The sequence below is a fragment of the Pseudomonas sp. JZ134 genome (assembly GCF_051027695.1).
Lineage (GTDB): Bacteria > Pseudomonadota > Gammaproteobacteria > Pseudomonadales > Pseudomonadaceae > Chryseomonas > Chryseomonas luteola.
On the sequence record NZ_CP069252.1, the window covers coordinates 176,118 to 200,179 of the forward strand.

Consider the following 24,062-nt stretch of genomic DNA (forward strand, 5'->3'; position numbering starts at 1 on the left):
AATAGCTGATAATTATTCGCTCATCGCATCTGCTACTCGGGGGAAAGACTAAGCTAACCAGTGCCCAAGAGGCTGTAGCTGCTTTAGGTCACACGTTGTTAAGCGATGATTGTAGCATTTAGGGTAAGGCTTTTAGGCTCCGACACTCAGCTAACCTTACCTCCTGATCCTGCTCGATACTACGCTCTGTCTGAAAAATCGGTTTGCTACTCTGTGATGTCTTTTCTAGGCGGAGATCAGAGATGACAGGGCGCTACGGGTTGGATGATCAATCATGGGAGCGGATCAGCGATCTGATTTCTTACAGGCAGCAACGGGGCCTCACGCTGGATAGCCAAACTTAAGGCCTGGCGTATTTCAACGGGTGCTGTGGCGCCACTATCAGAGTTGCTCTTTAAGACTACTACACGAGGGACAGCACCCGTTATTATCTTGAGATTGTTAGAGCGCTGCAGTCGGGCAATACTTGGAGGGTCTAGTTGGAAGATCAGCTCGGCACCACCACTTTCAGCCATGAGCGTGCGCGTTTCACTGCGTCCAGCGGCAAGATAGGTCGTCTTATTTATCGAGGGCTTTTCATCCCAGTAGCATCCAGCAAATCCTCAAACCGTAGAGGCGCTTTGCCAGCAAAAGGTGAAAGGGGCTGAGCCGTAATCGCAACCAGTGGATCTGCTCGAAAGGGATGCCTATCAAGCCCAGTCAGGTCTGTGCTGTCGGCGGCTATGCCAATCTCCACCTGATGCCGTGTCAACGCCTCGACAATTTGCCGGCTGGGACGCTCTTCGACATCCAGATCGATAGAGGGATTCTTGACTAGAAAAGTGCTTAGAAGATAAGGCAAATGCTCGGTTAGTGCAGCGGTATTGCAGACTAGACGTACCCGAGAGCGTAGCCCTGACGCATAGTCTCCCAGCTCGCTATTCATGAGTGCCAGCTGATGCATAACTACCTGGGCATGATGAGCAAGTGCTCTGCCAGCGGGTGTAGGCGTAATCCCTCGGCGATTACGTTCAAGTAACGGCGTGCCTAACGCGTCCTCCATACCCTCTAATCCGCGCGCTGGCAGATGCAACGCAAAGGTGACTTCTTTCAGCGCCTCCGGTGATGCTTTGTGCTTCGACCGTAGAGAGAAAAAGCTTAAGGTCGACCAGGTCGTACCGTATGTGATGCCTCTTCTCTTGTCGATTCTGCCTTCGTCCTAGCCTAAATCATAATCAACAAAATACAGATTTTCGAAGGCATTTCTCTGTTGCATCGTGAGAGGTAAAGCTGACGTGAAGACCTGCTCATGATTATTTTCTTTTATGTTCTAGTGTTTCTGGTAGCTGGCATGGTGAAAGGTCTCTTGGGTATGGGCCTGCCCACAGTAGCCGTTGGGCTGCTTGCACTGGCAATCACGCCTGCAGAAGCCTCAGCTCTCCTGTTGATCCCTTCGCTAGTGACCAATCTTTGGCAGATGTTTAATGGGCCTGCCCTTATGCAAATTATAAAACGGCTCTGGCTAATGATGGCTGCGGTATGCCTGGGCACCTTGATAACCACTCAATGGTTGGTTAGCTCAGGTAGTAACATAATCCCAGCGCTACTGGGTATTATATTGATGGCGTACGGATGTGTAGGACTTTTGTCATATTGTCTACCTAAGGCCTCTACTCATCCTGTTGTCTCAGCCAGCATTGGACTGATAACAGGCCTGATAACCGGCGCAACAGGTGTCTTTGTGCTCCCGGCCGTTCCTTATCTTCAAGCGTTAAACCTGGGCAAAGAAGAACTCATTCAGGCGCTGGGGCTTTCATTTACCGTTTCGACGCTTGCATTAGGTGTTGGACTGTACTGGCAAGGGGGCCTTGAAATTATATATGTCAAAGAATCCTGCCTTATGCTTATTCCAGCACTGGTAGGATTAGGTATTGGGCAATGGATACGGACACGATTAAGCGAGGCCCTGTTTCGTCGCGTTTTCTTCGTAGGTCTTCTGGTACTGGGCTTTTGTTCCTCGATACGCGCCATCCTATAGGTAATTTATTTACCTTTTTAGGCCACTTTTAACTAAAGAGACGCTGTGAAAGTTATATTGCTGACCTCTGGATAGCAGATCCTAAGCCATCTTCCTTGCGCCCTTCACAAGGTTATAAATAACATCAGAAACACAGGTGACAGCACCGACAAGACAAAGCCACTGATGATTGCATGATGGATGGTGTTTTCTGGACAGGTCAGTTTGACAATCGGAAGCGTTACATCCATGGCCGTGGCACCCGTTGCACCGATACACGCCTCAGGTGCGGTACGCCCAAGCGTGTATAGAAGCATAATGGCCAGCATCTCACGCAAGAGGTCAGCCACCAGCACGATGATCCCATACTGGCTGCCTAGTGCATTACCTACCATAGCACTTGAAAGGCTCATCCAGCCAAAGCCGGATGCCAGAATAAAGCCCATCCTAAGCGGCTCTCCCAGCATCAAGGCAGCTATCACTCCCCCCCGTAAAGGTACCTGTGATGGCCAGAAGTGGAAGACCAAGCGCGCCCATGGAAAGCCATTGACGGTCCACCTTCATGCGTGACAGATCAATCCCTACCAGAAAGACCAGTGCATAAATAAGGTGACTGATGCCTGGCAGCCATAAATGCTCCTTAATAAGTGCCAAAGGCGTAAGAGAGGTAACAGCGCCTGCGGCGACGATAGAGAAGGTCAACACACATCCTCTAAGGCTTGAGCGCAGGGCATGACCTCTATTCTCTGACTTAGGATGGATTACGTCAGAGGCTTGCCTGTAGAAACAACAGATTAGTGTCCATGAGGTCATGGTACAGCAGACTGCAAAGGTCGCTCCGGAAATGAGGGAATGACCGGCCAGCTTAGGACTGGTTAAAACCGCACCAAACTCGCAGCCTATAGAGAAGAGAAGTGCTGTTACCAGAGGGGATATGAGTCTCGTCGCACTCTGGGCCACCCTTTGCCCGGACAACTTTCCCAGCGCTATCCCACCGCATAAGGCCGCTATTACCGGTACTAATGTTTCAAGTGCCTCGTGCATGTGCTGTCCTATACCAAACCATGTATCACGCAGCCTAGTTTGACGAGCTGATACACACAAACGAGACTATCCGCACGACTCATGCAGACTTTTTCATCTATGTCTCTTTCCCTTGATATTGAATTGCTTCGAACATTTCATACCGTTGTAAAAACCGGGCGGTTTCTGGCCGCGGCTGTACACCTCAACCGTAGCGCTTCTGCTGTCAGTCTGCATATCAGGCGTCTGGAGCATATAGCCGGCGGCAAGCTCTTTGAACGCGATAATCAATCAGTATCGCTGACCGCGCTTGGTCAGCAATTTACGCTTCAGACTGCCGAGCTGCTGGCCCTACATGACCGCATCATGGGAAGGCTCGTGGATCAGCCTGTCAGAGGAAAAGTTCGTTTGGGTGTGCCAGATGATCACGCATGCAAAGTGGTAGATGGGCTATTTGCTCAGGTTTCTTCAGCTTACCCACATATCGAACTGGAGATCGAGACGGCTACCAGCGGCCAGCTTAGACACCGACTAGATCAAGGGCAGCTTGATCTGGCTCTGGTCGTACAGGCCTATAAGAAGGACACGCTATACGAGCCGTCGCTGGAGATATTGCAACCTGTATGGGTTGCCTCCTCTGCTCTGCAAGTAAATGATAAAGAGCCCCTACCGCTAGCCCTTCATGGTGAGGGATGTCCCTATAGGAGTATGGCCATTGAAACGCTTGAGCGTCAGGGCCGGCGCTGGCGGTTGGTTATGCAAAGTGCCAATTCGGGCCTTGTCATGTCTGCCGTTGAGGCTGGAGTCGCCATAGGAATTGCCGATCTCAGCAGCTTAAGCCAACAAGTGCGTGTTTTAACAGAGAAGGAGGGTTTTCCCAGTCTTGGCGCACATGAGCTGAGGCTTCTTTGCGCCCCTGCTGCAGATTGTGATGTACATCAGCTAATAGCAAACATGGTCGCGCGGCTATATTGCTGACGCCTCTAATGTGAAAGAAAGTCGCTCGAGAAGACAGACCCTACTGTCATGATCCTCAATTCCATGCCGTTACAGGGATCAGCCCAAGGCATGCCTTTCAAAGTGAAACCTGTCAAACCACTCCCCGTGTAGCTCAAAGCTCTTCCTGGAATGCCCATATTGAACAAACCCATTACGCTGCAATACAGCCAGTGATGCTGCATTGTCAGATCGAGCATCCGCTTCGATACGCTTTAGATTCAGTCTGCCAAATGCAAGGTCAAGTACAAGCCTGACGGCTTCGGTTGCGTAACCTTTGCCCGTCTTATGCTGCGCAATCCGATAGCCGAGAACGGCTGAATAATAGTGCGCGCGCTGAACAGCTCTAAGATTCACTCGACCGACAAGATGGCCTGACGGTTCTCGGAGGAGATACTGGTATCCCTTGTCGTCAAAGGCATCATCAATAGCGGCTTCGATGGCTTCTGATACTCCCTGGAGGGAATAGTAATCAGGGTTGCGAGCATTGATCTGCGACTCAAAATAAGCTCTGTTCTGAACCTCGAACTGCAAGAGGTCTTCAGCATCAGCTCTGTTCACAGCAGTAATAGAAAGCCTGCCCATAACGATCCTACTGTTGAGCCTGTCCAGGGCAGACTAGCACACCCTTCCGAGTAGTTCTCAATGGTTTGAGCGATCTGATCTTTCAGGCAGCAGGCGCTCTGAAACAAAATCGATAAAGACCCTGAGCTTAGGCGCCATATGTCGGCTGGACGGCCATAGAATATTAAAGCAACCGGTATGTTCGATATGGTCATCCAGCACTGAAACCAGCTCCCCCTTCGCAAGCGATTCCCCCACCATAAAATCTGGCAGGCACGCTATACCCAGCCCGGCTCTTGCCACGTCGACCAGCACTTCCGAGGTGTTGAATATGATCGTTTGGGAAAGGACGGGAGGTGCAGACGGCTCCAGAGGGCGTAACGGCCAGATCTCATAGCGACCGGTAGATGGAAACCGATGTTGCAGGCAAACATGCCCTTCCAGATCCCGCGGCTGATGCGGAAAACCGTGTTCAGCAAAATACCCAGGTGACCCTACCAACTTTAGGTGAAAGGACCCGAGACGCCGGAATATAAGTCTTGAGTCGGAAGGCTCACCGGTACGTATGACCGCATCAAAACCTTCCTCAATGATATCGACCAGGCGATCAGTGAAATCAACATCCAGCTCAACCTCCGGATACTGCTTCATGAACCGGATAAGCACCGGCATGACCAAGTCGCTTACCAGGGGCAGGCTGATCCGAAGCCGGCCTCGCGGAGCCTGCTGGGTCTGGGACAGCTCAAGTTCTGCTGCCTCAAGCTCTGTCAGGATTCGCCTGCATCGCTCAAGAAACATGGCCCCTTCCTGAGTCAATGTAATGCTTCGTGTACTGCGATGAAACAGGCGTACCCCTAATCTTTCCTCCAACCGCGCAACGCTCTTGCCTACTGCAGAAGCCGACAGGTCCAAAAGCTTTCCGGCCTTAGTAAAGCTTCGCGTCTCGGCAACCTGAACGAAAACGGCAATCCCGCTTAATTTTTCCACTACCTATCCTAATTGAAGAAATTAATTCCGATATGTTCAGATTTTAAGCCTGTTTTTCCTTATCACAAGCTCCTCTACTCTACTGCCTTGCCAGTACAGATCAGCGATCGGCGCTGGTCCAATCCCTTCTCCACAAGGCGTTATAGATGACCCCCTCCAAGTCCTTCTCCACAAAACACTTTCTCCACCTGCTGGCGGCTTGCCTGACAGGGGTGCTGATCCCGCTCTGCTTTACAGGACCTGCCGTAGCGCTTCCCATACTGGGCAAGGAGCTGGGCGGTAGTGCCAGTGAGCTTAACTGGGTCGTAAACGGCTATATCCTCACCTATGGCAGTGCAATGATGGTGGCGGGTAGCCTGACAGATATCTATGGTCGACGGCGTATATGGCTGATCGGACTGGCCTTCTTCTCGCTGGTCACGCTCACGATCCCCTACTCCGGCTCGGTCTTCTGGATTGATATTCTTCGCCTTTTACAGGGACTTGGAGGCGCGGCAGCATTCGCTGGCGCGATGTCTTCACTGGCGCAGACCTTTCATGGTGCTATCAGAACTCGAGTATTCAGCCTACTGGGCACGACCTTTGGAGTGGGACTTGCCTTTGGTCCTCTGGCTGCTGGCTGGCTGGTCGAAGTCGCGGGCTGGGCCTGGGTGTTTAACGTCACCGCCATCATCGGCGTTGCAGGCTTTCTGCTGGTATTCGGAAGTGTGAGAGAGTCCGGGACCTTGGGCAGCCAAAGGCTCGATTGGCCTGGCGCGGTAACCTTTACGCTGGCGCTGGCCGCCTTTACCTATAGCGTCCTGCTGGCACCCGAGTATGGCTGGCGGGATGGGTGGGTTCTGGGGTCACTGGTCCTGTCGGGAATCGCCTTGGTAGCTTTTACCCGGATAGAACAGCGCGTTACCCATCCCATGCTTGACCTGTCTTTATTCTCAAGCGCTCGCTTTATCGGTGTGCAGGTGTTGGCAGCCTCTCCGGCGTTCTTCTTTGTGGTCCTGATTGTCATGTTGCCGGGTCGCTTCATTGGCATAGAAGGCCTGACGGCACTGGAAGCTGGGCAACTCATGATTGCTCTGGCTGCACCGCTTCTGGTTATCCCCTTGCTCGCTGCACTGCTGTCGCGCTGGTTAACCTCTGGAATGCTATGCGGAGTGGGTCTGGTACTGGTTGCCATTGGGCTGGTGTGGCTGGGCACAACACTGGGTCGTGAGGGAGGCGGTCATGCACTACTGCCGATGGCATTGATTGGGATTGGCATAGGATTACCCTGGGGGTTGATGGATGGCATGGCGGTAAGCGTTGTAGAGCCCGAGCGAGCAGGAATGGCTACGGGGATTTTCAATGCCGTGCGGGTCTCGGCGGATGGCATCGCTATTGCGCTGGCAGGTGCCCTGTTGGCAGCGTTGATCCAATCTGATTTGCATCAGACCATTGCGGGCATGCCTAGTAGCGAGCTTGCAGAGATTTCCAGCCGTGCAGCCCTGGGTGATTTGCAGATGGCGTCTGCTTTAGGAGGCAATCAGCTTTCATTGATTCATGGCGCCTATAATCAAGGCTTTCGATTTCTACTCTTTGCTCTCGCAGGCTTGAGTGTTTTAACCGCGCTGCTCGTGGTGTTATTGCTAGGACGGACTCAGGTCCATGGGGAGCTAGCCACTAACGATAAGAATAACTTGCCTGAGCCCCTGACTTCGGACGTGCGCTGATGCGGAGGCATCCACTTTTGCCTCCGTTTACCAGAATAACTCCTCCTTTGATCCATTAACACTGGTGTCCCGCAATGTCACTCATGCAATGCAAGAAGCAAATAAAGTTACCTATTAAGGCCACTTCCCAAGATGAGCCCGTTTGTACAGTAACGACTGGTGGGGATTACCCTGCCTGGGGGATGTGGTCTGCTGCCTGGATCGTGGTGGCGGTATTCATGCTTTCGAATTCACCCACCCTACTGTATGCCTATTGGCAGCAGAAGATAGGCTTTGCCTCTGGCACACTGACCTTTATATTTGCCGCCTATATCATAGGCTTGATCACAACACTGCTGTTCACAGGACAGCTTGCGGATCGGTATGGTCATAAAAGACTTCTTCTGCCAGGGTTGATAGGGGCAACTCTTTGAGACAACAACATCAGTGACAGCCTTGATTGTGGCACGATTACTCACAGGTATCGCTGTTGGAATCGTCGTGACCGCGGGTATGGCATTGGTGGTCGACAATGCAGGTCCTATCAGGCGTTCATCGGGTGCGCTCCTGGCGTCGATGGCCATGGTAGTCGGGGCGGGACTGGGACCTCTTTGGGCAGGCATTATTTATCAGTGGACACCTGACCCCATTACGCCCACCTTTTCCGCTGAACTCCTGATACTGCTCAGCGCGAGCATTGCTCTGATAGTGCAACCAGTCAAAGCGCAACCCCCCGAGACAGAGAGACGTCAACTGCGTCTTCCTACGGTCCCAGCGCACTCATTAGGGCATGTTATCAAGGGTATCGCCTTTTTCGGGCCTGGGATTAGTGCGACTTCCTTTGTACTATCGCTTGGCCCGTCCATGTTATCGCATATCCTGCGTGTCCAAAGTCCGCTCATAGCGGGCGCCACTGCATGCGCCATGTTTGGCGTAGCCGTAGCGATACAGCTTGGTATAAAGAAAGTCGCGGTCAATTTCATATTCTTGGTGAGTGGCTGCGCTACCTGCGCCGCCATGATTCTGTTTGTCATGGCGTTGCACTGGTCCTCTGCTGCGTTCCTGGTCCTGGCCGCGCTTTTGGCTGGCGCTGCCCAGGGAGCCGGGCAGTTGGGAGGCTTTAGTCTGATAGCTCAGCATATTCCGGACAATCGCCGCGCAGAAGCTAATGCTCTCTTTAACCTGGGCGGCTATCTACCGGCAGGGCTCTTGCCGATCATTATGGGCTTGGTAATAGACGCCTCATCCCTTGCAAGTGGAACACTTACCTTGGCCACATTGCTAGGTCTAACCGCTCTCATGGCCCTGATAGTAGTGACCTTCAATAGGCTGCCAAGGCGCCTTAGATAAGGCTTGTGCGTATCCATCACTGGATCTCAGGCCTGATCAAGACAAACCTAGAACAGAAGCAGGTGAGTAAACATAGGCTCACTTGTATAAACGATCGAGAACCATCAGGGGGCCTATAGCCGTCGATCAAGACAATATCCTCATGGCAACAGTGATAGCAAAAAGCTGCTCCAGCGTTGTGGCTGCTTTGTCTATTTCGCGACGATGGATGTCCTTTACGCTAGCGCAAGCCGATTGCCAACAAGCGACGCTTTGAGTTCCTGATAGCGGAGCTTTCCCATGTTGAAACAACCTGAGCGGAAATACAGACCTTTTACACCTGTACACCTGCCTGATCGGCAATGGCCATCCCGTACACTTACTCAGGCTCCTCGCTGGTGCTCGACAGATCTGCGCGATGGCAACCAGGCGTTAATTGAGCCTATGGGGGCCGAGCGCAAACGCCGCTTTTTCGATCTGCTGGTTAAGGCCGGGTACAAGGAAATAGAAGTTGCCTTTCCTGCCGCGTCACAAACTGATTTTGATTTTGTACGAGAGTTGATTGAGCTTAATCGCATACCTGCTGATGTCTATATCCAGGTCATGACGCAAGCGCGTCCAGAACTGATTCGGCGTACTTTCGAATCCCTGGCCGGTATACCGCGAGCAATTGTTCATATGTACAACGCAACTGCGCCACTTTTTAGGGAAGTCGTCTTTGGCCAGGACAAGACCGCTACGGTAGCAATGGCTGTTGAGGGTACTCGACTGATTCGAAAACTCTGCAACCAACAACCTCAAACCCGATGGATTTATGAATACTCACCCGAAACGTTCTGTTTTACCGAGCTTGAGTTTGCACTGGAAATTTGCGAGGCGGTCCGTCAGGCGTGGCAACCCTCGGACGATCGGCCGTTGATTCTCAACTTGCCAGCTACTGTTGAGGTTTCAACACCAAATGTCTATGCCGATCAGATCGAGTGGTTCATGCGCCAATTAAGCAACCATGAGCATGTCACGATCAGTGTGCACCCTCATAACGACCGCGGTACCGGAGTGGCATGCGCAGAGCAGGCGTTGCTGGCTGGTGCCCAACGCGTAGAAGGTTGCCTGTTTGGCAATGGAGAGCGAACTGGCAATGTTGACCTTGTCACGCTGGCAATGAACTTCTATACCCAGGGTATCGATCCGAAGGTTGATTTTTCCAATATGCGCGAAGTCGTACAGACGGTAGAAAGCTGTAATCAACTTCCGATTCACCCACGTCACCCCTATGCCGGAGAGCTGGTATTCACTGCCTTTTCGGGATCGCATCAGGATGCCATCAAGAAGGGTTTTGCTGCACAGGCAAGTAAACCGGATGGATTCTGGAATATACCTTATTTGCCGTTGGACCCTGCTGATGTGGGAAGCAGCTACGAAGCCGTTATAAGAGTCAATAGCCAGTCAGGAAAGGGAGGCGTAGCCTGGCTGCTTGAGCAGGATCATGGACTTCACCTGCCTCGACGGTTACAAATGGAATTTAGCCGTGAGGTACAAAAACAGACCGATCGCAGCGGGAAGGAACTCACCTCAGCACAGATATGGCAGCTGTTTCGTCAGGTATATGGGCTTCACGTCCAGGCAGATATGCATCTCTTGGACTATCACATTTCAGGGACTGGGGATGCAGTCTACCTGCATGATTTTAATGGCAAGCTCCGTTATCAAGGCCGCACCCTTTCGTTGGAGGGACAAGGCAACGGTGTGTTGTCAAGCGTCATAGACGCATTACGCAAGGCATTCAATATGCCGCTTGAAATCGTCGACTATGCAGAGCATACATTAGGTCAGGAAACGGCTAGTCGGGCAGCAGCTTACGTAGAATGTCGTAGTGCAAATGGCTTATGTCTCTATGGTGTGGCTATTGATGGAGATGCCACTGGCGCGTCGATACGAGCCGTTATCAGTGCTGCGGCGCGGTTGATCCACGCTTCACGCGAAGAAGCATTTGTTATTGCGCATTAGTCATTCTCGTGACCATAGGCGGGCGTCTTGCCAAAATAGGCGGTAGGTGAGACGCCAAGCGTGCGACGAAACATGGCGCTGAACGCACTGGGACTGTCATAACCCAAATCCAAGGCGACCTCTACGACTGGATGACCTGCGGCCAGGGAGTCAAGGCTGGAGAGTAGGCGCAAACGGCGTAGCCATTGAGCAAAGCTTAGTCCAGTCTCTCTTTGAAACAGGCGCGTCAGGGTCCTTTCGCTGACTTCCAGGTATTTGGCGGCGGCGGCAAGAGACCATTGCGAGGCAGGGTCTTTTTTTAATTCCTGGCAGAGGCGCTGAAGAGCAGGATCTGTGGGCGCAGGCAAATGCATAGCGAGCACTGGAAGCACACGCAACTCATCAAGAATCAACTCCATTACACGTTCATCACGCCCGCCGGCAGAATAGCCGTCGGGTATGCTCATTGCCGTAATGATAAGTTGACGAAGCAATGGTGATATGTCTACGACACGGCAGGTATGAGGCAGGTCAGCTCGAGCAAGCGGATCGACAAACAAGGTGCGCATCTGTACCCAACCGGCAATCTTTAGATCGTGCTCTACCTCTGGAGGAAGCCAGACACCGCGGCCGGGAGGTACGACCCAGGCTCCCTCTACACTATTGACCGTTACCACGCCGCTGATGGCATGAATAAGCTGCGCCCGAGTGTGTTTGTGCCGCGCTACTCGTTCGCCATGCTGATAGTCCTGTGCGACCGCATAGATATGATTGGTACACTTGAAGTCGACTAGCAATCACAAAATACCTTAACAATTTATATCGGTATGTTAACGCGTTTTGCTCATACTCAAGACACAAACAAAGCGTAGGGTCACTGGTCAACTTCCTGCCAGCCCTTGCCTTCTTTACTATCCGACCAAGACACGCCCTAAGTGACACACGACACTTGAAGTGTAGTCGTTAGGTGTAGCGAATAGGCGGTGTAGTCCTTTAAGTCCCCCCGCCCATTTATAGCTACACCCAGACGATACTCAGCAGATGTTACCGTTGGGGTACACTCTAATGGCTACACAAAACTAGCGATCATCATCACCTTCCTCTCTCAGCCTTTGAGGCTAAACGGTGACTTGATAAGTCAGTCCGAGCTCATCGCCAGGCTTGCCTCTTATTCCCCAGTTATGCCTTGGGGTTTCAAACAAGGTAATTTCGATATCTTGAGGAGTGATGCCTGTGGCTGACATGATGTTTTTATACAAGAGCCTGATTAGCTGCTTTTTTGCGTTCACCGAGCGCCCTTCGAACATGCTTATTTCGAGAATGATGTAGCGTTCCGACCGATCAGCAGGGTAAAGAAAATCCAGCTTATCCAGCAAGATGTAACGATGAAAGCGCTTCTCTAGAGGATACTGTAAAGCTTCGACTATAGAGGCGTGGATAGCTTCTGATAATTCAGACCTGATAGCTTCAAGGTTACGTCTCAATCCATAGATCTTTACTTGTGCCATAGGCGTGCTCTCCTTGGTTGGAGCACCGCCATGTCGGAAGGAAATTACAGCACAGCACCAGCCAGAACATGGCGGCGCTGTCGATTAAGAAAATACGTGACGGGCCGCTCTCAGATAGAGCGGCGCCAATGCATGCTGCGTGAAAACAAAGTAGTAATCATGAGGGCATAGTTACAGCTTGGAGGACCGGATTCAACCCTTTCGTAACTGATCACTCTGTATTAGCTGATAGGTAGCCCTGTAGTCGCTGGGGTATACCCTACGACAACATGCAATCAGTATTACGTTTTATTAAAATCAGCTCGGCGCTAGAGCCCTGCTCCGTGCAGCTCAACGCTCTGTTCAAAGCAATCAGCGACTTGTATCGAATGCTGATCTATCAGATCCAGACGTCATTAGGCGCTGTCCGCTCTCCGCCTTCTTGGCCAGTGTTTAAAACACCCCGTGGCTCGATCAGCAATAGCTTTACTTCTTCCTCAGTATACGGTTTGTGCTCAACCCCTTTGGGGACCACATAGAGTTCACCTGCTTTTAGCGTCACGCTACCGTCTCGAAAGTCAATCCTAAGCGTGCCTTCAAGTACCAGAAAGGTCTCGTCTGTTTCTGGATGAGAATGCCAGATGAAATCCCCCTGGATTCGAACAACCTTAAACTGGTAGCTGTTCATCTCAGCGACAACTTTGGGTGACCACTGCTCGCTAATCAGCGACAACTTCTGCAGCAGATTGATTGACTGGTAGGGCGCTTGAGTTACATCAGTGTTCATGGTGTCGGCTCCTTTGTTTGTGGAACCGTTACGCTAACGGGACTGAACGGATAACTCTTGCACGATCGTGCAGGTTTACCGGCCCAGCATGTCTAACCAGCGGGCTGGCGAAAGCCCGTAGCACCGTTTGAAATGGCGAGTCATATGGCTCTGATCGAAAAAACCAGCTGCCAGGGCTGCGTCTACAAGACTAAAACCATCCAGCAGCAACTTCCGACACCTGTCCAGCCGCCTAAGCGTCATGTATCGGTACGGGCTTGTGCCATACAGTGCCCGAAAATCTCGGGCAAGACTCCAGCGATCCCGCCCGCTGGCATATTCAAGCTCATCCAGTGTGATGCTTGTACCATGACTTGCGTGGATATACTCACGTGCTCGTTCTGCCGCCGGGAAGTCATAGGCTCGCCTGCCCCGACGCCTGTTACCAACGGCATCCAGCGCCTGCGCCAGGTCATACAGCGCATCCGCTTCCTCAAGCGTCTCGAGGGGACAGTCCACCGCCTGCATAAACGTCTCAAGCGCTCTGCAAAGACGCGGGTCGGTTGAAAGGCCCGTTGCAATGAAAGGCAGCGGCTTACCCCCCAGAATCTGCTGAATGATCGCAGGCTCGACATAGATCATCCGGTAGCGAAAGCCTGCCTCGGTACCCGCCTCGCCGTCATGCAGCTCATCCGGGTGCAGGACAAGGGTTCCGCCTGGCAGACTATGACGCATGCTCTTCTGGTAGTGGAAGCTCTGTACGCCTGACAGAGTACGGCCAATGGCATAGGTATCGTGCCGATGGGGCTCATAACCATGACCGCTGAAGTAGGCTTCGATGCGCTCTATCCTCGAAGCGCTATCGCTGCGACGCACCCAATCCCTGCCTGCCGTCTCTGTAGTCATCCCAAGCTGTCCTGATCAAATCCATGCATGAGCGTAGCGCCTCTGCATCATACAACCATCCCATCGCCTTAGATGTCACGAATGGAGGCTATCCATTCAGGCGTCGATGTCACCTTACACGGGATTTGAAAGTCAGAAACGGATGGTTATGCCAGGAGCCCCTGCGGCATAAAGATGATCCAGAAGCTGGCGCCTGGAAATACTCTTCAGAGCTGCTGCTTTGTAGCATTCTTTGATAACCGGGGAGCGGCGCTGCATGAGTGCGATGACAGGTAAGGATTGGAGTCTGCTGGCTGTCTTGTCAGCACTCTGGGGCGGCTCGTTCCTCTTTATCGGCATAGCGGTCAAGGAAATGCCCCCGCTCTGCATCGTAGCCTTGCGTGTGGGCCTGGCTGCACTGGCTCTGTTGCTGCTGGCACGTCTGCTCCGCCTCAGCCTACCGGGCAGCTGGCATACCTGGGCTGCCTTTCTAGGCATGGGCATTCTTAACAATGTGATTCCTTTTTGCCTGATTGTGTGGGCACAGACCTCTCTCACCAGCGGACTGGCGTCCATCCTCAATGCGACCACTCCGTTTTTCACGGTAATCGTGGCGCATTACCTGACAGAGGACGAAAGAATAGCCCCTCGCAAACTGGTCAGCATCCTGACCGGTTTTCTGGGTGTGGCTCTGGTAGTCGGGCCTGGAGCGTTCGAGGGCATTAACGCCAATGCGCTCGCTCCGCTTGCCGTACTGGGCGCCGCCTTTTCCTATGCGTTTGCCAGTGTGTTCGGGCGCCGGTTCAGAACCATGGGTATCGCTCCGGTTGTAACTGCTACCGGTCAGGTCACTGCATCGACGGTGCTGCTGGTCCCCATTGCCTTGATGGTAGATCGTCCCTGGATGCTTCCTCTACCCGGCTGGCAAACCTGGACCGCGATAGGAGGTCTTGCCTTCTTTTCTACCGCCCTGGCGTATGTCCTGTTCTTTCGCCTGCTCGCTTCGGCCGGCGCTACGAACCTTATGCTGGTAACGCTTCTTGTCCCCATCAGCGCCCTTCTGCTTGGCTGGCTTGTGCTGGACGAATCCCTTGAGCTCAACCATTTAAGCGGTATGGCAGTGATTGCCCTTGGCCTTCTCACGCTTAATGGACGACTCATAAGGCACCCCAAACGCCGAGAAACAAGCGTACCGCTCAGGTAATGCCAGGCGTTGTAAGGCACGGCTATCGATTTCACCCTTTATCTTCATGAGGAGCCAACCTATGTCATTTCGTATCGCGGGTCTTGACCCTACCCTCTTTGAGCATCTGTATGGGTTAAGCGATGCTGAACTTTCCCGCGCTGGGGTTTTTCGATACGTTGCTGATCAGTCGCCTGGCTTTCCAGATCGGATAAGCCTTGAGGACGTCAGCCCAGGAGAGCACCTGCTCCTGCTGAACTACCAGCATCAGCCTGCGCAGACCCCCTATCAGGCGAGTCACGCTATCTTTATCAAGGAAGGGGCCCGACAGCGTTACGATCAGACTGGTGCAGTACCGGCCTCGCTTCGGGCTCGCCTGTTGTCAGTTCGCGGATACGACAGCCAGGGCATGATGATCGATGCTAATGTTGTGGAGGGACCTCAGCTTGAAAGGCTGATCTGTCGGCTGTTTGAGAATCCAGCCGTTGATTATCTGCACGTTCACTATGCCAGGCGCGGTTGTTATGCCGCCCGGGTTGACAGAACATAAGCAGCCCTTGAGTAGTTCAACAAGGCGCTTAATTCGTTGCATAGAACAGAAGTGTACCTTTCCAGCCTAAGGTCCTCTGTCTAGATGCCAGTCTGGCTAGTCTTTTGATTTTGCACATAGCCCTGAGTAGTTCAGTACCACAGCGTATACAAGAAAAGTCCATAACAAGATTTAACAATCAGCTTGCTGCCTAATTAGGTAACTATCCCAAGACTCGGTTAAATGCTCATTTGGTTTTGATAAGGTGCTGGGAGGTGAGATTCAGTACCTTTATCACAGCACAAGTATCTCGCTATCACTCTGTTCTATGAAGTCGTTTTGAACAGAATGAATAAAAGCGTAGCGTGGTTGCCAATAGAAAAGGCGCTGCATAGGGCCCTTTCTCCCTTTCTAATGAGACAGTCTCACGTGCTGTCCAGGAACCAACATTACTGTCGGTAAGGTAGATATTTGCTACGACTTTATTTGCCGCTGCTCCCTAAGGAGCAAATTTCCCTTGCTATCGTCTACGACCTATCCTCACGGGAGGAACGGTATATATCCTACTCATGATTGTTGGAAGCAATAAGTGAGCAGGATAAGTTCTCTACCTATGGAAAGCAGCCAAAGAGTTTCAGGAGCCTTCTGTGCAGCGAATTAAGCTAAGGAGAGAGTGCTGGGCTTAATACTTACGACATCGTTCAGAAGCGTCTTAACAAGCGTTTTAACGTCTTCGAGCGGCGTGTTGCTCTTCGCGATCCGGTTGATAAGGATGCGGTCAGCCTTCTGCAAAGTTGGAAGGCAACGTTTAGCGGTTTCACGTATTTCTTTGTTCGTGCCATGGATCTGCGCTGAAAGGGAAAGGCAGACCGCTGCGTCAAAAAATCTCAAGTATTTTGTTCCTAGATGGATTATATCAGGGCGCCAGTGTACTTCTTTCCAACGGTTTTGACAAATAATCAAAAATATGGTTAAGAATCATAGACCCTTGTCCGCTCGGTCAACATCAATGGCCTCACCCAGAAGCACTCACACCTGCCGGTCATTGGCTGTCTGATCAGTCGAATCAAGTTGCACTGAGGCAACGCTTTAGCTAGCTTTGACACAATCCAAGAGTAGATCAAATAGCTCATCACAGAAGCACATATGGCTCAAAGCAATATTGCCAAGCGCAATGCCTCCCTGAACAGCATGTATTTGAGTAATGTCTGGACAATGCCTAGGCAAAGAAGCCGATTTAGCAGCACATGGATCAGGCGCTCTTAGTATTTCCAGGCTGGAACCTTCAGAGCAAGAAATCCGATTGATCAGAGTCGACACGGCTGCTGTTTCTGTACGGATCCAGATTAGTCGTAAATATGCCGGTCAACCTGCTGACGTAGATTTCCGCTTCACGCGCATCTGGAAACGGGTCTGTGGCAGGTTGCGGTCGCCCATTCTGGCATCATCGCCTAACAGGCTCAGAAGCTAACTCACTGCTGCATAAACTCAGGGCGGGGCAGTATGCGTGCAGAAAGCTGCTCTACTCCTGCATCAGCCCCCTCCTCTTTTCCAATAAACCCCCTCGGTTATAGGCCGCTTCCACCTTGATGCCCAGCGTATGCGCCAGTGCCATCTCACAGACCTCGCGCGGATAGTTCGTGGTCTCGGCTGCCCAGGTTCTAAAGGTTGCGCGAAAGCTGTGCTGCAAGGCGGACAGCAACGTACTGCTTCCAACGCTAATACCGGTGGAAATGAAAAAGGTGGCGCAGGGAAAGGCAACGCCCAGGTCACTTTCGGCAATGAGAGCCCACCCAGGGAGGTTCCATTTGCTGCACAAAATCCTGGTGGCAAAGAGGGGACGCAAGGTGCAAATGACGCGAGGAATGGCCAAAACGTGAAGCCTGGCGACGGCATCACTTCGGTCAATGCAGATAGCTCGCCGCGGGGCGTGCCGCAGGACTTATGGCAAGACTGCATGAAGGCTGGCGAGAAGTATGGAGTCGATCCTTTTGTGCTCGCTGCGCAAGCCAAGCAGGAGAGCAGCTGGGGTCAGAACATGGCTAATGGCGACGGCGTGATGCAAGTTCAGGCCGCTACACGCGGTGATAACGCCGCCAGAAGGCAGGTCATGAATACGACCACTCCCGCCAATCCGATCAGGTTGAAATGGCCGCCATGATTATGAGCAGCCTAGGGGGTGATGCCCGGAGTCAATTGAAGGAATATAACGGTGGGCCTAACTGGCAGCCAGGCTCTATCGATTCTTTCAATCGAGTTACCGATCCCCAGGGTTACGCTCAAAAGGTAATGGCGTCCGCGGATGAGTTGCGCGGCGGCGTCGCATGAATGAAGCAAGGATGGCCTAGAAAGCCCTCCTTGACTCTAGCGAACCGCTGCAGCAAACGTTACGTGAGATGCTGACTTTGCTTTATGGCCCGTAAGCCAACGTATCCAACTGTGCTACCGCCTCAGCGGATAAAACGACATCTGCGGCGGCAAGGTTCTGTCGCAAGTGGTCGACTTTCGACGTTCCCGGAATGAGTAGGATGTTAGGTGAGCGCTGCAGCAACCAAGCGATGGCGACTTGCATGGGGGTTGCCCCTAGTGTTGCCGCGACCTCCTCCAATGTGCTCGATTGCAATGGGCTAAAGCCGCCGAGAGGAAAGAAGGGCACATACGCGATGCCTTCTGCTGCCAAACGGTCAATCAGTGCATCATCCTGACGATGCACAATATTGTAGGCGTTTTGTACACAGACGATAGGAACAATCCGTTGTGCCTCGGCAATCTGTGTAGCTGTAACGTTACTGACCCCTATATGCCGGATCAGGCCCTTATCACGAAGTTCGGCCAGCGTAGTGATGGCCTCCTCCAGCGAACCTTCGGCCGGCTCATGTAAACCGTGCATGCTGCGCAGGTTTACGACATGCAGTTGCTCTACGCCGAGGTTGCGCAAATTGTCATGAACGGCAGAGGTAAGCTCAGCAGGCGAAAAGGCAGGTAACCACTCACCAGCCGTCCCTCGGCGAGCACCAATTTTGGTCACAATGGTAAGTTCATGTGGGTAGGGGTGTAGTACTTCTCGAATCAGTTGGTTCGTAACATGTGGGCCATAGAAATCCGAGGTATCAATGTGGTTAACCCCTTGCATGATAGCCTCACGCAAGACAGCCCGTGCGGCGTCGCCGTCCTTTGGCGGACCAAATACGCCTGGCCCTGCCAGTTGCATGGCACCAAAGCCGATTCGGTTAACCTTACGATCGCCCAGTGAATAAGTAGCGACAGATACCTTGCTGCTCATGAGAAGTACTCCTTAGCGTGTGAGGGATCACAATAGGTCTCCAGAGACTGCAGGACAATCTGCTATAGTCCGTACGGGTTGTACGGGCTGGCGGACAATGAATATTGATCTTAATGATCTTCAGGCCTTTCTCATAGTAGCCAAGGCTGGCGGCTTTCGAGACGGTGCTCGGTGCAGCGGGGTTAGCGCGTCACGCTTGAGTGATGCCGTGCGCCGACTAGAAGCGCACCTGGAGGTGCGGCTGCTTAACCGAAACACCCGTAGCGTGGTACTGACTGACGCGGGCCAGCAATTGGTCCTGCGAGTATCGCCAGCACTACTGGAAGTGAGCGCTGCACTCGATGTGGTCAATCAGTTTCGCGACTATCCAGCTGGGACCTTGAGGTTGAACGTCCCGGTTGTTGCGGCGCGCTTGGTACTGCCCAGGATTCTGCCTGGTTTTCTCGACAGCTATCCGCGCATTCAGGTTCAGATTATCGCTGAGGATAGCTTTGTCGACGTGCTAGCCAGTGGTTGCGATGCCGGTATCCGCTATGAAGAGCGATTGGAGCAGGATATGGTTGCGATTCCTATCGGACCGAGAGTACAGCGGTTTGCTGTGGCAGCATCGCCAGCTTATCTTGAACGCCATGGCCTTCCACGCGATCCGAATGATCTTCTTGAGCATGCCTGTATCCGTGGTCGCTTCGCCAGCGGTGCGATTGCGCTGTGGGAGTTCGAGCGTGACGGGCAGGTGATCCAGTTTGAGCCTAAAGGGCCGTTGGAGGTCCGTATCGGCGGAGCAACCGACTTGGCTGTAGAGATGGCTATTGCCGGAAGCGGTCTCACCATGCTGTTTGAGGATTGGCTACAGCCGTATTTTGACGATGGACGACTGGTACCTGTACTAGAGCCTTGGTGGGTGAGCTTTTCCGGCCCCTTTCTCTACTACCCGGGGCGGCGTCTATTGCCAGCGCCATTAAGGGCTTTTGTTGACTACGTACGTGATAAGCGGCAAGAGCTGTTTCCCGACTAACTGTGCATTAGTAGTGTCGGTGAAGTTCACATATCTATTCAAAGAGACAGATTAGGTTCTGTACGAAAAGTACTGTCGTAGGCATCGCAGCGTGCAAGCCAGCGTAACCATGGCGGCAAAACTTCTTGCCAGCTTGTCGTAGCGAGTAGCGATCCTACGATTCTCCTTCAGCCAGCCGAACATCCGCTCGATGTGCTTGGGCTTGCGTTTCATGGTTCTCTGCTAACCCAGCGGTACCAGGCATACCAAGTACTACACTGACGCTTGCCATACCATGTAGCCAGTCAATCCTAGAAATATAATTCCTACCAGAACGTTGAAAGCAACGCTGTGCTGTTTCAGCCAGTGACTGACAAACCTGACGCTAAATGTGTAACTAAGGTGTATTACCAAAGTACAAACCAGCACAAATCGGAGCGCCGCGGATGCACGAGGATCTGCCGGACGAGGGTGAAATCGTCAGCCTGAACCGCGTTGCTCGTCTGATGGCGGCTGAGCAAGTTCATGGCTGGCCACGCCGGAAGCGGCGTGGCTTTGGTTCAGCGGCAGCGTCGAGCCAGACCAATGTGGGCAGGAATTGCGATAACCGTAAAGCCTACCTAAATGATTCACCACGAACAGATCGTCATGGCCGAAAGCGGCATAACGAAATCCCAGCGAAGTACCGGGTGGAACATCGTTCACGTGGCAAACCCGGTTCCTGGCCATTCGGGTATCTCCATACTCAGGGACGACTGCCATCCGGCGTCTACTGTTCGCACCAGTGGAAGAGGAAGATTTGAGAGTTGTCTATGACTCCTGGTGCGATACGCTGATTCCAGTCGTCGTTGTGCTGCTCCATGTCCGCGTCGGACTCGATATGGCACCCCATCGGGGTGTTAAAGTACCAGAACCAGTTGGAGCCAAAGCGATGGCGGCCAGACCCCCAATATGACTCGTAGCCCTTCTGGACGAAGGCATACCCATCGCTCAGCACCTCAGTCGGGCCTCCCATATGGAAGGTAAAGTGCTCGCAACCCTGCATATGGGGCAGCGTCCGGATAAAGAATAAAGTGTGGTAATCAAAGGTACCGGCCGGGCGCAAGAAAGACCCATGCCGATAAACTTGTCAGTTAGTTTGAAGCCCAACCGTTGCGTATAGAATGCTTCAGCCTTGTCGGCGTCCGGTACAAAAAACACTACCTGGGACAGGGTACGAGGACTTGCTGCCAGCGGGGTGCTGATGTCCGTGGGTACTCCGGTAGTGCTGGCGGGCCGTCGGACGTCACCGGGAGAATTGACGGATTCGGCCTGAAGATCGATCGTTTTTCTCGCCGTTACCTGGAAACCAAGAGCGAATCCCAGATCGTCGAATAACTCGAGCGACCCGTCCGGCAATACCTTGACTTCGCCGTCCCCGTCAAACTCCTGTCTGATTCTGCCAGTATCGAGACGTCTTTTACGCCATAGATGGTCTTACGCAGCATGTTTGCGGTGGGCAGATTCCAGGCAGGTAACTGCGGATCATCGCGGTGACGAATCTCCACGCCGGTACGATCATGGTGGGGACTTGAAGGTCATGGTGTGGCTCCATCACGCTCTAGACGGCGCGTCAATTGCTCAACGCGCCTTACCTGCTCTTCTCTAGGAGCGGGAATTTTCATGAATAGAACTTACTCGTGTCTATTCCTGAATCGCAAAGCGCTTAGCCTCAAGTCTGGCTGCCTTTGTGTCGGCTATCTCTTGTTTTGCCTTGGAAACGTCGAATGAATTATCCCATTTGGCAATAGCGATAGTTCCGATCCCATTTCCAATAAGGTTTGTCACTGCCCGTGCTTCGTTAAGGAATCGATCAATTCCCAGAAGCAGTACGAGCCCTACCAACGGAATCGAGTGGATTGTGGTCAAGGTTGCAGCCAAGGTAATAAATCCTGCACCAGCGACGCCCGCCGAGCCTTTTGAGGTCAGTAACAAAACACCAAGGAGCACTGCTTGATCCATCAGGCTTAGGTGTGTGTTGGTTGCCTGTGCAACAAACACAGCAGCCATGGTGAGATAGATACATGTACCGTCAGCATTAAAGGTATAACCTGTTGGCAGAACCATGCCCACAACAGACTTTTCACACCCAAGCTTTTCAAGCTTAACCATCATCCTTGGAAGCACCGCTTCGGTGGAACAAGTACCCAGGGTGATGAGAATTTCGTCCTTGAAATAACGTAAAAACTGCATCAAGGGTAAGCCAGACCATCTTGCTACCGCACCGAGCACAACAAATATGAAGAGCAGAGTCGTCAAGTAGAGTGCGACAAGCAATTGCCCCAAGGAAAGGAGAGTACCAATACCGTATTTACCAATGGTAAATGCCATCCCGGCTCCCGCTCCAATGGGCGCCAGACGCATTACCATCGCAACTATCTTGAACAATCCCTGCAAAAAGAGATCGATCATTGAAATCAGGGGTTTACTCACATCCCCCATTTGAACAAGCGCTACTCCCATTAACACGGAGAGAAGGATCACTTGCAACATTGATCCTTTCGCAAAGGCATCAATAAAGGTGGTCGGAATGATGTTCATAAAGAAATCAATCGTTCCACCTTGTTCATGGGCAATCTGGCTGTATTTATTGATGGCGCTGCCATCCAAGGTGGCTGTATTGATATTCATCCCAACACCCGGCTTGACGATGTTGACTACAACCAAACCAATGACCAGCGCAATCGTAGAAAGGACCTCAAAGTAGATCAGGGCCTTTCCGCCAATGCGGCCAACTTCCTTGATGCTGCCCATCTTGGCAATACCAACAACAACCGTACCAAAAATAATGGGTGCCAAGAGCATCTTGATAAGCTTGATAAAACCATCCGCAAGCGGTTGAAGCTTGGCGCCATATTCGGGCTGTGCATAGCCGAACAGGCCACCAATAATGATACCAATTAGAACTTGGACATAGAGCTGGCTGTACCAGCGAGACTTCGCGATTTCCACAGGATGCACCTCATTTTATTCTTATGATGGGCTGTGTGGTCAGGCCTCTTAGCGGCGCCTGAGTTTGCTGCCTCCCGATAGAGGCAGCAAAGGCACAGTGATCAGCTTTCGCCTAGTTCACGCATAACGGCGTAGAGGGCCGATTTGGCTTCAAACCCAACGCCTGGGATATCCGGCAAACCGACATAGCTGTTCTCGACACGAATGCCATCGGCAAAGCCGCCAAATGGCTGGAACACATCAGGATAGGATTCGTTGCCGCCTAAATGCAGGCCTGCTGCAATGTTCAAAGACATCTGGTGACCGCCGTGAGGAACAACCCGGCGAGATGACCAGCCTAGCTCTTTCATGACATCCAAGGTACGCATGTATTCAACCAGCCCGTAGGAAAGCGCACAGTCAAATTGAACATAGTCACGATCAGGGCGCATACCGCCATGGCGCAGTAGGTTACGTGCATCCTGATGGGAAAACAGGTTTTCACCTGTCGCCATTGGCAGGTCATAGTGATTGGCAAGCTCTGCCTGCAGCGCGTAATCCAAGGGATCACCTGCCTCTTCGTACCAGAACAGGTTGTACTTGCTTATAGCCTCAGCATAGGCAATTGAGGTTTTAAGATCGAAACGGCCATTGGCATCTACTGCCAGACGGCGGCCATCGCCTACTACCTCCAGTACCGCTTCGATGCGACGAATATCCTCATCCAGCGGCACTGCCCCAATTTTCATTTTTACAACATCGTATCCGCGATCCAGATATCCCTGCATCTCGGCTTTGAGCTTGGTCTGGTCCTTGCCCGGGTAGTAATAGCCGCCTGCGGCATAAACCCAGACTTTATCATCCGCTACACCGTTACGATAACGATCAGCCAGTAGTCGATACAGGGGCTTGCCTTCTATCTTGGCTACGGCGTCCCATACAGCCATGTCGATTGTACCTACAGCAACCGAGCGTTCACCGTGTCCCCCTGGTTTCTCATTGGTCATCAAGGTCTTCCAGATGGCAAACGGGTCGAGGTTGTTGTTCTCCTGGTCAATCAATGATTCTGGGTCCGCTTCAGCGATTCGTGCCAGGAACCGATCACGCATCAGAGCACCCTGGCCGTAGCGCCCATTTGAGTTGAAACCGTAACCAACAACCGGCTTGCCGTCACGAATAACATCAGTGATGACCGCTACTACAGAGCAAGTCATCTTCGAGAAATCGATGTAAGCGTTAGCAATCGGGGATGCAATAGAAACAGTTTTTTCACGAATTTCAACGATGCGCATGGCGCGGTCCTCTTGTTGTGAAGCTTTAAACTAAGCTTCATTTTTTCACCTGCCTAATGCTGTTATTGAAGTAAGCAATGCCGAAATGGCATTACCTCTTGAAAGAT

27 protein-coding genes and 3 pseudogenes are annotated in these 24,062 nt (G+C 52.3%); 12 read left to right on the forward strand and 18 right to left on the reverse strand.

Annotated elements, in window-relative coordinates:
- Positions 1-272: 272 nt before the first annotated feature.
- Positions 273-566 (reverse strand): ABC transporter substrate-binding protein, encoded by a 294-nt coding sequence (locus JQR86_RS23935; RefSeq protein WP_434155744.1) that lies wholly within the window; start codon positions 564-566, stop codon positions 273-275.
- Positions 563-1,042, reverse strand: a complete 480-nt coding sequence (locus JQR86_RS23940; protein WP_434155510.1) for a LysR substrate-binding domain-containing protein — start codon at positions 1,040-1,042, stop codon at positions 563-565. Before JQR86_RS23940 ends, JQR86_RS23935 begins: the two co-directional genes overlap by 4 nt.
- Before the next feature lie 246 nt (positions 1,043-1,288).
- On the opposite strand from JQR86_RS23940, the gene JQR86_RS23945 reads away from it, so the two are divergent.
- A complete protein-coding gene (locus tag JQR86_RS23945; RefSeq protein ID WP_434155511.1) occupies positions 1,289-2,017 on the forward strand; it encodes a sulfite exporter TauE/SafE family protein in 729 nt (242 codons plus the stop codon).
- A gap of 104 nt (positions 2,018-2,121) precedes the next feature.
- Here JQR86_RS23945 and JQR86_RS23950 read toward each other — a convergent pair whose 3' ends face one another.
- Together JQR86_RS23950 and JQR86_RS23955 are read right to left on the reverse strand one after the other, a co-directional pair.
- Positions 2,122-2,442 (reverse strand): LysO family transporter, encoded by a 321-nt coding sequence (locus JQR86_RS23950; RefSeq protein ID WP_434155513.1) that lies wholly within the window; start codon positions 2,440-2,442, stop codon positions 2,122-2,124.
- Between the two features lies 1 nt (position 2,443).
- Positions 2,444-2,698 (reverse strand): hypothetical protein, encoded by a 255-nt coding sequence (locus JQR86_RS23955; protein WP_434155515.1) that lies wholly within the window; start codon positions 2,696-2,698, stop codon positions 2,444-2,446.
- 441 nt (positions 2,699-3,139) lie between these two features.
- Here JQR86_RS23955 and JQR86_RS23960 point away from each other — a divergent pair, with 441 nt between their 5' ends.
- On the forward strand, positions 3,140-3,997 hold the full coding sequence (locus JQR86_RS23960) for a LysR substrate-binding domain-containing protein (protein WP_434155516.1): 858 nt from the start codon (positions 3,140-3,142) through the stop codon (positions 3,995-3,997).
- A gap of 78 nt (positions 3,998-4,075) precedes the next feature.
- On the opposite strand, the gene JQR86_RS23965 is transcribed toward JQR86_RS23960, so the two are convergent.
- Entirely contained in the window at positions 4,076-4,600 is a 525-nt protein-coding gene (locus JQR86_RS23965; protein WP_434155517.1) for a GNAT family N-acetyltransferase, read from the reverse strand.
- A gap of 57 nt (positions 4,601-4,657) precedes the next feature.
- Positions 4,658-5,566 carry a LysR family transcriptional regulator gene (locus tag JQR86_RS23970; RefSeq protein ID WP_434155518.1) on the reverse strand — a complete coding sequence of 303 codons (909 nt, stop codon included), beginning with the start codon at positions 5,564-5,566 and terminating at the stop codon, positions 4,658-4,660.
- 146 nt (positions 5,567-5,712) lie between these two features.
- Between JQR86_RS23970 and JQR86_RS23975 the strand changes: the two genes are divergently transcribed.
- The 4 genes from JQR86_RS23975 to leuA all read left to right on the forward strand — a co-directional run bounded on the left by JQR86_RS23975 (position 5,713) and on the right by leuA (position 10,587).
- Positions 5,713-7,272 carry an MFS transporter gene (locus tag JQR86_RS23975; RefSeq protein WP_434155520.1) on the forward strand — a complete coding sequence of 520 codons (1,560 nt, stop codon included), beginning with the start codon at positions 5,713-5,715 and terminating at the stop codon, positions 7,270-7,272.
- Positions 7,273-7,346: 74 nt separating this feature from the next.
- Positions 7,347-7,685, forward strand: coding sequence for a hypothetical protein (locus tag JQR86_RS23980; RefSeq protein ID WP_434155521.1), 339 nt, complete (start codon positions 7,347-7,349; stop codon positions 7,683-7,685).
- 13 nt (positions 7,686-7,698) lie between these two features.
- Positions 7,699-8,601, forward strand: a complete 903-nt coding sequence (locus tag JQR86_RS23985; RefSeq protein WP_434155522.1) for an MFS transporter — start codon at positions 7,699-7,701, stop codon at positions 8,599-8,601.
- Between the two features lie 279 nt (positions 8,602-8,880).
- The gene (leuA, locus tag JQR86_RS23990; protein ID WP_434155523.1) at positions 8,881-10,587 is read left to right on the forward strand and encodes a 2-isopropylmalate synthase; all 1,707 of its coding nucleotides are present in this window, start codon (positions 8,881-8,883) and stop codon (positions 10,585-10,587) included.
- Here leuA and JQR86_RS23995 read toward each other — a convergent pair.
- From JQR86_RS23995 to JQR86_RS24010, 4 genes are all read right to left on the reverse strand, one after another.
- Complete coding sequence (locus JQR86_RS23995) at positions 10,584-11,363, reverse strand: AraC family transcriptional regulator (protein WP_434155525.1); 780 nt, start codon at positions 11,361-11,363, stop codon at positions 10,584-10,586. The genes leuA and JQR86_RS23995 overlap by 4 nt on opposite strands.
- Positions 11,364-11,684: 321 nt before the next feature.
- Positions 11,685-12,074 carry a tautomerase family protein gene (locus JQR86_RS24000; RefSeq protein ID WP_434155526.1) on the reverse strand — a complete coding sequence of 130 codons (390 nt, stop codon included), beginning with the start codon at positions 12,072-12,074 and terminating at the stop codon, positions 11,685-11,687.
- Positions 12,075-12,453: 379 nt separating this feature from the next.
- On the reverse strand, positions 12,454-12,840 hold the full coding sequence (locus JQR86_RS24005; RefSeq protein WP_434155528.1) for a cupin domain-containing protein: 387 nt from the start codon (positions 12,838-12,840) through the stop codon (positions 12,454-12,456).
- A 75-nt stretch (positions 12,841-12,915) separates the two neighbouring features.
- Positions 12,916-13,725, reverse strand: a complete 810-nt coding sequence (locus tag JQR86_RS24010) for an AraC family transcriptional regulator (protein ID WP_434155529.1) — start codon at positions 13,723-13,725, stop codon at positions 12,916-12,918.
- Positions 13,726-13,990: 265 nt separating this feature from the next.
- On the opposite strand from JQR86_RS24010, the gene JQR86_RS24015 reads away from it, so the two are divergent.
- Together JQR86_RS24015 and JQR86_RS24020 are read left to right on the forward strand one after the other, a co-directional pair.
- Positions 13,991-14,908 carry a DMT family transporter gene (locus tag JQR86_RS24015; protein ID WP_434155746.1) on the forward strand — a complete coding sequence of 306 codons (918 nt, stop codon included), beginning with the start codon at positions 13,991-13,993 and terminating at the stop codon, positions 14,906-14,908.
- A gap of 61 nt (positions 14,909-14,969) precedes the next feature.
- Positions 14,970-15,437, forward strand: a complete 468-nt coding sequence (locus JQR86_RS24020; protein ID WP_434155531.1) for a DUF1203 domain-containing protein — start codon at positions 14,970-14,972, stop codon at positions 15,435-15,437.
- A 636-nt stretch (positions 15,438-16,073) separates the two neighbouring features.
- On the opposite strand, the gene JQR86_RS24025 is transcribed toward JQR86_RS24020, so the two are convergent.
- Positions 16,074-16,379, reverse strand: coding sequence for a DUF7740 domain-containing protein (locus JQR86_RS24025; protein ID WP_434155532.1), 306 nt, complete (start codon positions 16,377-16,379; stop codon positions 16,074-16,076).
- 241 nt (positions 16,380-16,620) lie between these two features.
- Here JQR86_RS24025 and JQR86_RS24030 point away from each other — a divergent pair, with 241 nt between their 5' ends.
- Positions 16,621-16,887 (forward strand): nuclear transport factor 2 family protein, encoded by a 267-nt coding sequence (locus tag JQR86_RS24030; protein ID WP_434155534.1) that lies wholly within the window; start codon positions 16,621-16,623, stop codon positions 16,885-16,887.
- Positions 16,888-16,938: 51 nt separating this feature from the next.
- On the opposite strand, the pseudogene JQR86_RS24035 reads toward JQR86_RS24030, so the two are convergent.
- Positions 16,939-17,103, reverse strand: a pseudogene (locus tag JQR86_RS24035) (tyrosine-type recombinase/integrase); the annotation flags it as partial.
- 189 nt (positions 17,104-17,292) lie between these two features.
- Between JQR86_RS24035 and JQR86_RS24040 the strand changes: the two are divergent.
- Positions 17,293-17,577 (forward strand): transglycosylase SLT domain-containing protein, encoded by a 285-nt coding sequence (locus tag JQR86_RS24040; protein WP_434155536.1) that lies wholly within the window; start codon positions 17,293-17,295, stop codon positions 17,575-17,577.
- Positions 17,578-17,826: 249 nt separating this feature from the next.
- Here JQR86_RS24040 and JQR86_RS24045 read toward each other — a convergent pair whose 3' ends face one another.
- Positions 17,827-18,699, reverse strand: coding sequence for an aldo/keto reductase family oxidoreductase (locus JQR86_RS24045; RefSeq protein WP_434155538.1), 873 nt, complete (start codon positions 18,697-18,699; stop codon positions 17,827-17,829).
- A gap of 97 nt (positions 18,700-18,796) precedes the next feature.
- Here JQR86_RS24045 and JQR86_RS24050 point away from each other — a divergent pair, with 97 nt between their 5' ends.
- Positions 18,797-19,714, forward strand: coding sequence for a LysR family transcriptional regulator (locus JQR86_RS24050; RefSeq protein WP_434155539.1), 918 nt, complete (start codon positions 18,797-18,799; stop codon positions 19,712-19,714).
- A 51-nt stretch (positions 19,715-19,765) separates the two neighbouring features.
- Here JQR86_RS24050 and JQR86_RS24055 read toward each other — a convergent pair.
- Positions 19,766-19,933: pseudogene (locus JQR86_RS24055) on the reverse strand (transposase); the annotation flags it as partial.
- Between the two features lie 191 nt (positions 19,934-20,124).
- On the opposite strand from JQR86_RS24055, the pseudogene JQR86_RS24060 reads away from it, so the two are divergent.
- Positions 20,125-20,247 (forward strand): annotated as a pseudogene (locus JQR86_RS24060) (IS3 family transposase); the annotation flags it as partial.
- 215 nt (positions 20,248-20,462) lie between these two features.
- Here the strand turns inward: JQR86_RS24060 and JQR86_RS24065 are convergent.
- The 4 genes from JQR86_RS24065 to JQR86_RS24080 form a co-directional block, all read right to left on the reverse strand.
- The gene (locus JQR86_RS24065) at positions 20,463-20,738 is read right to left on the reverse strand and encodes a hypothetical protein (RefSeq protein ID WP_434155748.1); all 276 of its coding nucleotides are present in this window, start codon (positions 20,736-20,738) and stop codon (positions 20,463-20,465) included.
- Positions 20,684-20,893: a VOC family protein gene (locus JQR86_RS24070; protein WP_256680870.1), complete on the reverse strand. Its 210-nt coding sequence runs from the start codon at positions 20,891-20,893 to the stop codon at positions 20,684-20,686. The genes JQR86_RS24065 and JQR86_RS24070 overlap by 55 nt, the downstream gene beginning before the upstream one ends.
- 483 nt (positions 20,894-21,376) lie before the next feature.
- Entirely contained in the window at positions 21,377-22,684 is a 1,308-nt protein-coding gene (gene dctA, locus JQR86_RS24075) for a C4-dicarboxylate transporter DctA (protein ID WP_434155541.1), read from the reverse strand.
- A 101-nt stretch (positions 22,685-22,785) separates the two neighbouring features.
- On the reverse strand, positions 22,786-23,955 hold the full coding sequence (locus JQR86_RS24080) for a mandelate racemase/muconate lactonizing enzyme family protein (protein ID WP_122044650.1): 1,170 nt from the start codon (positions 23,953-23,955) through the stop codon (positions 22,786-22,788).
- Positions 23,956-24,062: the final 107 nt, after the last annotated feature.

Bases quoted from the DNA above. Each gene is read 5' to 3' on its own strand.
- JQR86_RS23940 (WP_434155510.1), bottom strand. From the start codon at position 1,042: ATGGAGGACGCGTTAGGCACGCCGTTACTTGAACGTAATCGCCGAGGG.
- JQR86_RS23945 (WP_434155511.1), top strand. From the start codon at position 1,289: ATGATTATTTTCTTTTATGTTCTAGTGTTTCTGGTAGCTGGCATGGTG.
- JQR86_RS23950 (WP_434155513.1), bottom strand. From the start codon at position 2,442: ATGGGCTTTATTCTGGCATCCGGCTTTGGCTGGATGAGCCTTTCAAGT.
- JQR86_RS23960 (WP_434155516.1), top strand. From the start codon at position 3,140: ATGTCTCTTTCCCTTGATATTGAATTGCTTCGAACATTTCATACCGTT.
- JQR86_RS23965 (WP_434155517.1), bottom strand. From the start codon at position 4,600: ATGGGCAGGCTTTCTATTACTGCTGTGAACAGAGCTGATGCTGAAGAC.
- JQR86_RS23975 (WP_434155520.1), top strand. From the start codon at position 5,713: ATGACCCCCTCCAAGTCCTTCTCCACAAAACACTTTCTCCACCTGCTG.
- JQR86_RS23980 (WP_434155521.1), top strand. From the start codon at position 7,347: ATGTCACTCATGCAATGCAAGAAGCAAATAAAGTTACCTATTAAGGCC.
- leuA (WP_434155523.1), top strand. From the start codon at position 8,881: ATGTTGAAACAACCTGAGCGGAAATACAGACCTTTTACACCTGTACAC.
- JQR86_RS24000 (WP_434155526.1), bottom strand. From the start codon at position 12,074: ATGGCACAAGTAAAGATCTATGGATTGAGACGTAACCTTGAAGCTATC.
- JQR86_RS24005 (WP_434155528.1), bottom strand. From the start codon at position 12,840: ATGAACACTGATGTAACTCAAGCGCCCTACCAGTCAATCAATCTGCTG.
- JQR86_RS24010 (WP_434155529.1), bottom strand. From the start codon at position 13,725: ATGACTACAGAGACGGCAGGCAGGGATTGGGTGCGTCGCAGCGATAGC.
- JQR86_RS24015 (WP_434155746.1), top strand. From the start codon at position 13,991: ATGACAGGTAAGGATTGGAGTCTGCTGGCTGTCTTGTCAGCACTCTGG.
- JQR86_RS24020 (WP_434155531.1), top strand. From the start codon at position 14,970: ATGTCATTTCGTATCGCGGGTCTTGACCCTACCCTCTTTGAGCATCTG.
- JQR86_RS24030 (WP_434155534.1), top strand. From the start codon at position 16,621: ATGTCTGGACAATGCCTAGGCAAAGAAGCCGATTTAGCAGCACATGGA.
- JQR86_RS24045 (WP_434155538.1), bottom strand. From the start codon at position 18,699: ATGAGCAGCAAGGTATCTGTCGCTACTTATTCACTGGGCGATCGTAAG.
- JQR86_RS24050 (WP_434155539.1), top strand. From the start codon at position 18,797: ATGAATATTGATCTTAATGATCTTCAGGCCTTTCTCATAGTAGCCAAG.
- JQR86_RS24065 (WP_434155748.1), bottom strand. From the start codon at position 20,738: ATGCAGGGTTGCGAGCACTTTACCTTCCATATGGGAGGCCCGACTGAG.
- JQR86_RS24080 (WP_122044650.1), bottom strand. From the start codon at position 23,955: ATGCGCATCGTTGAAATTCGTGAAAAAACTGTTTCTATTGCATCCCCG.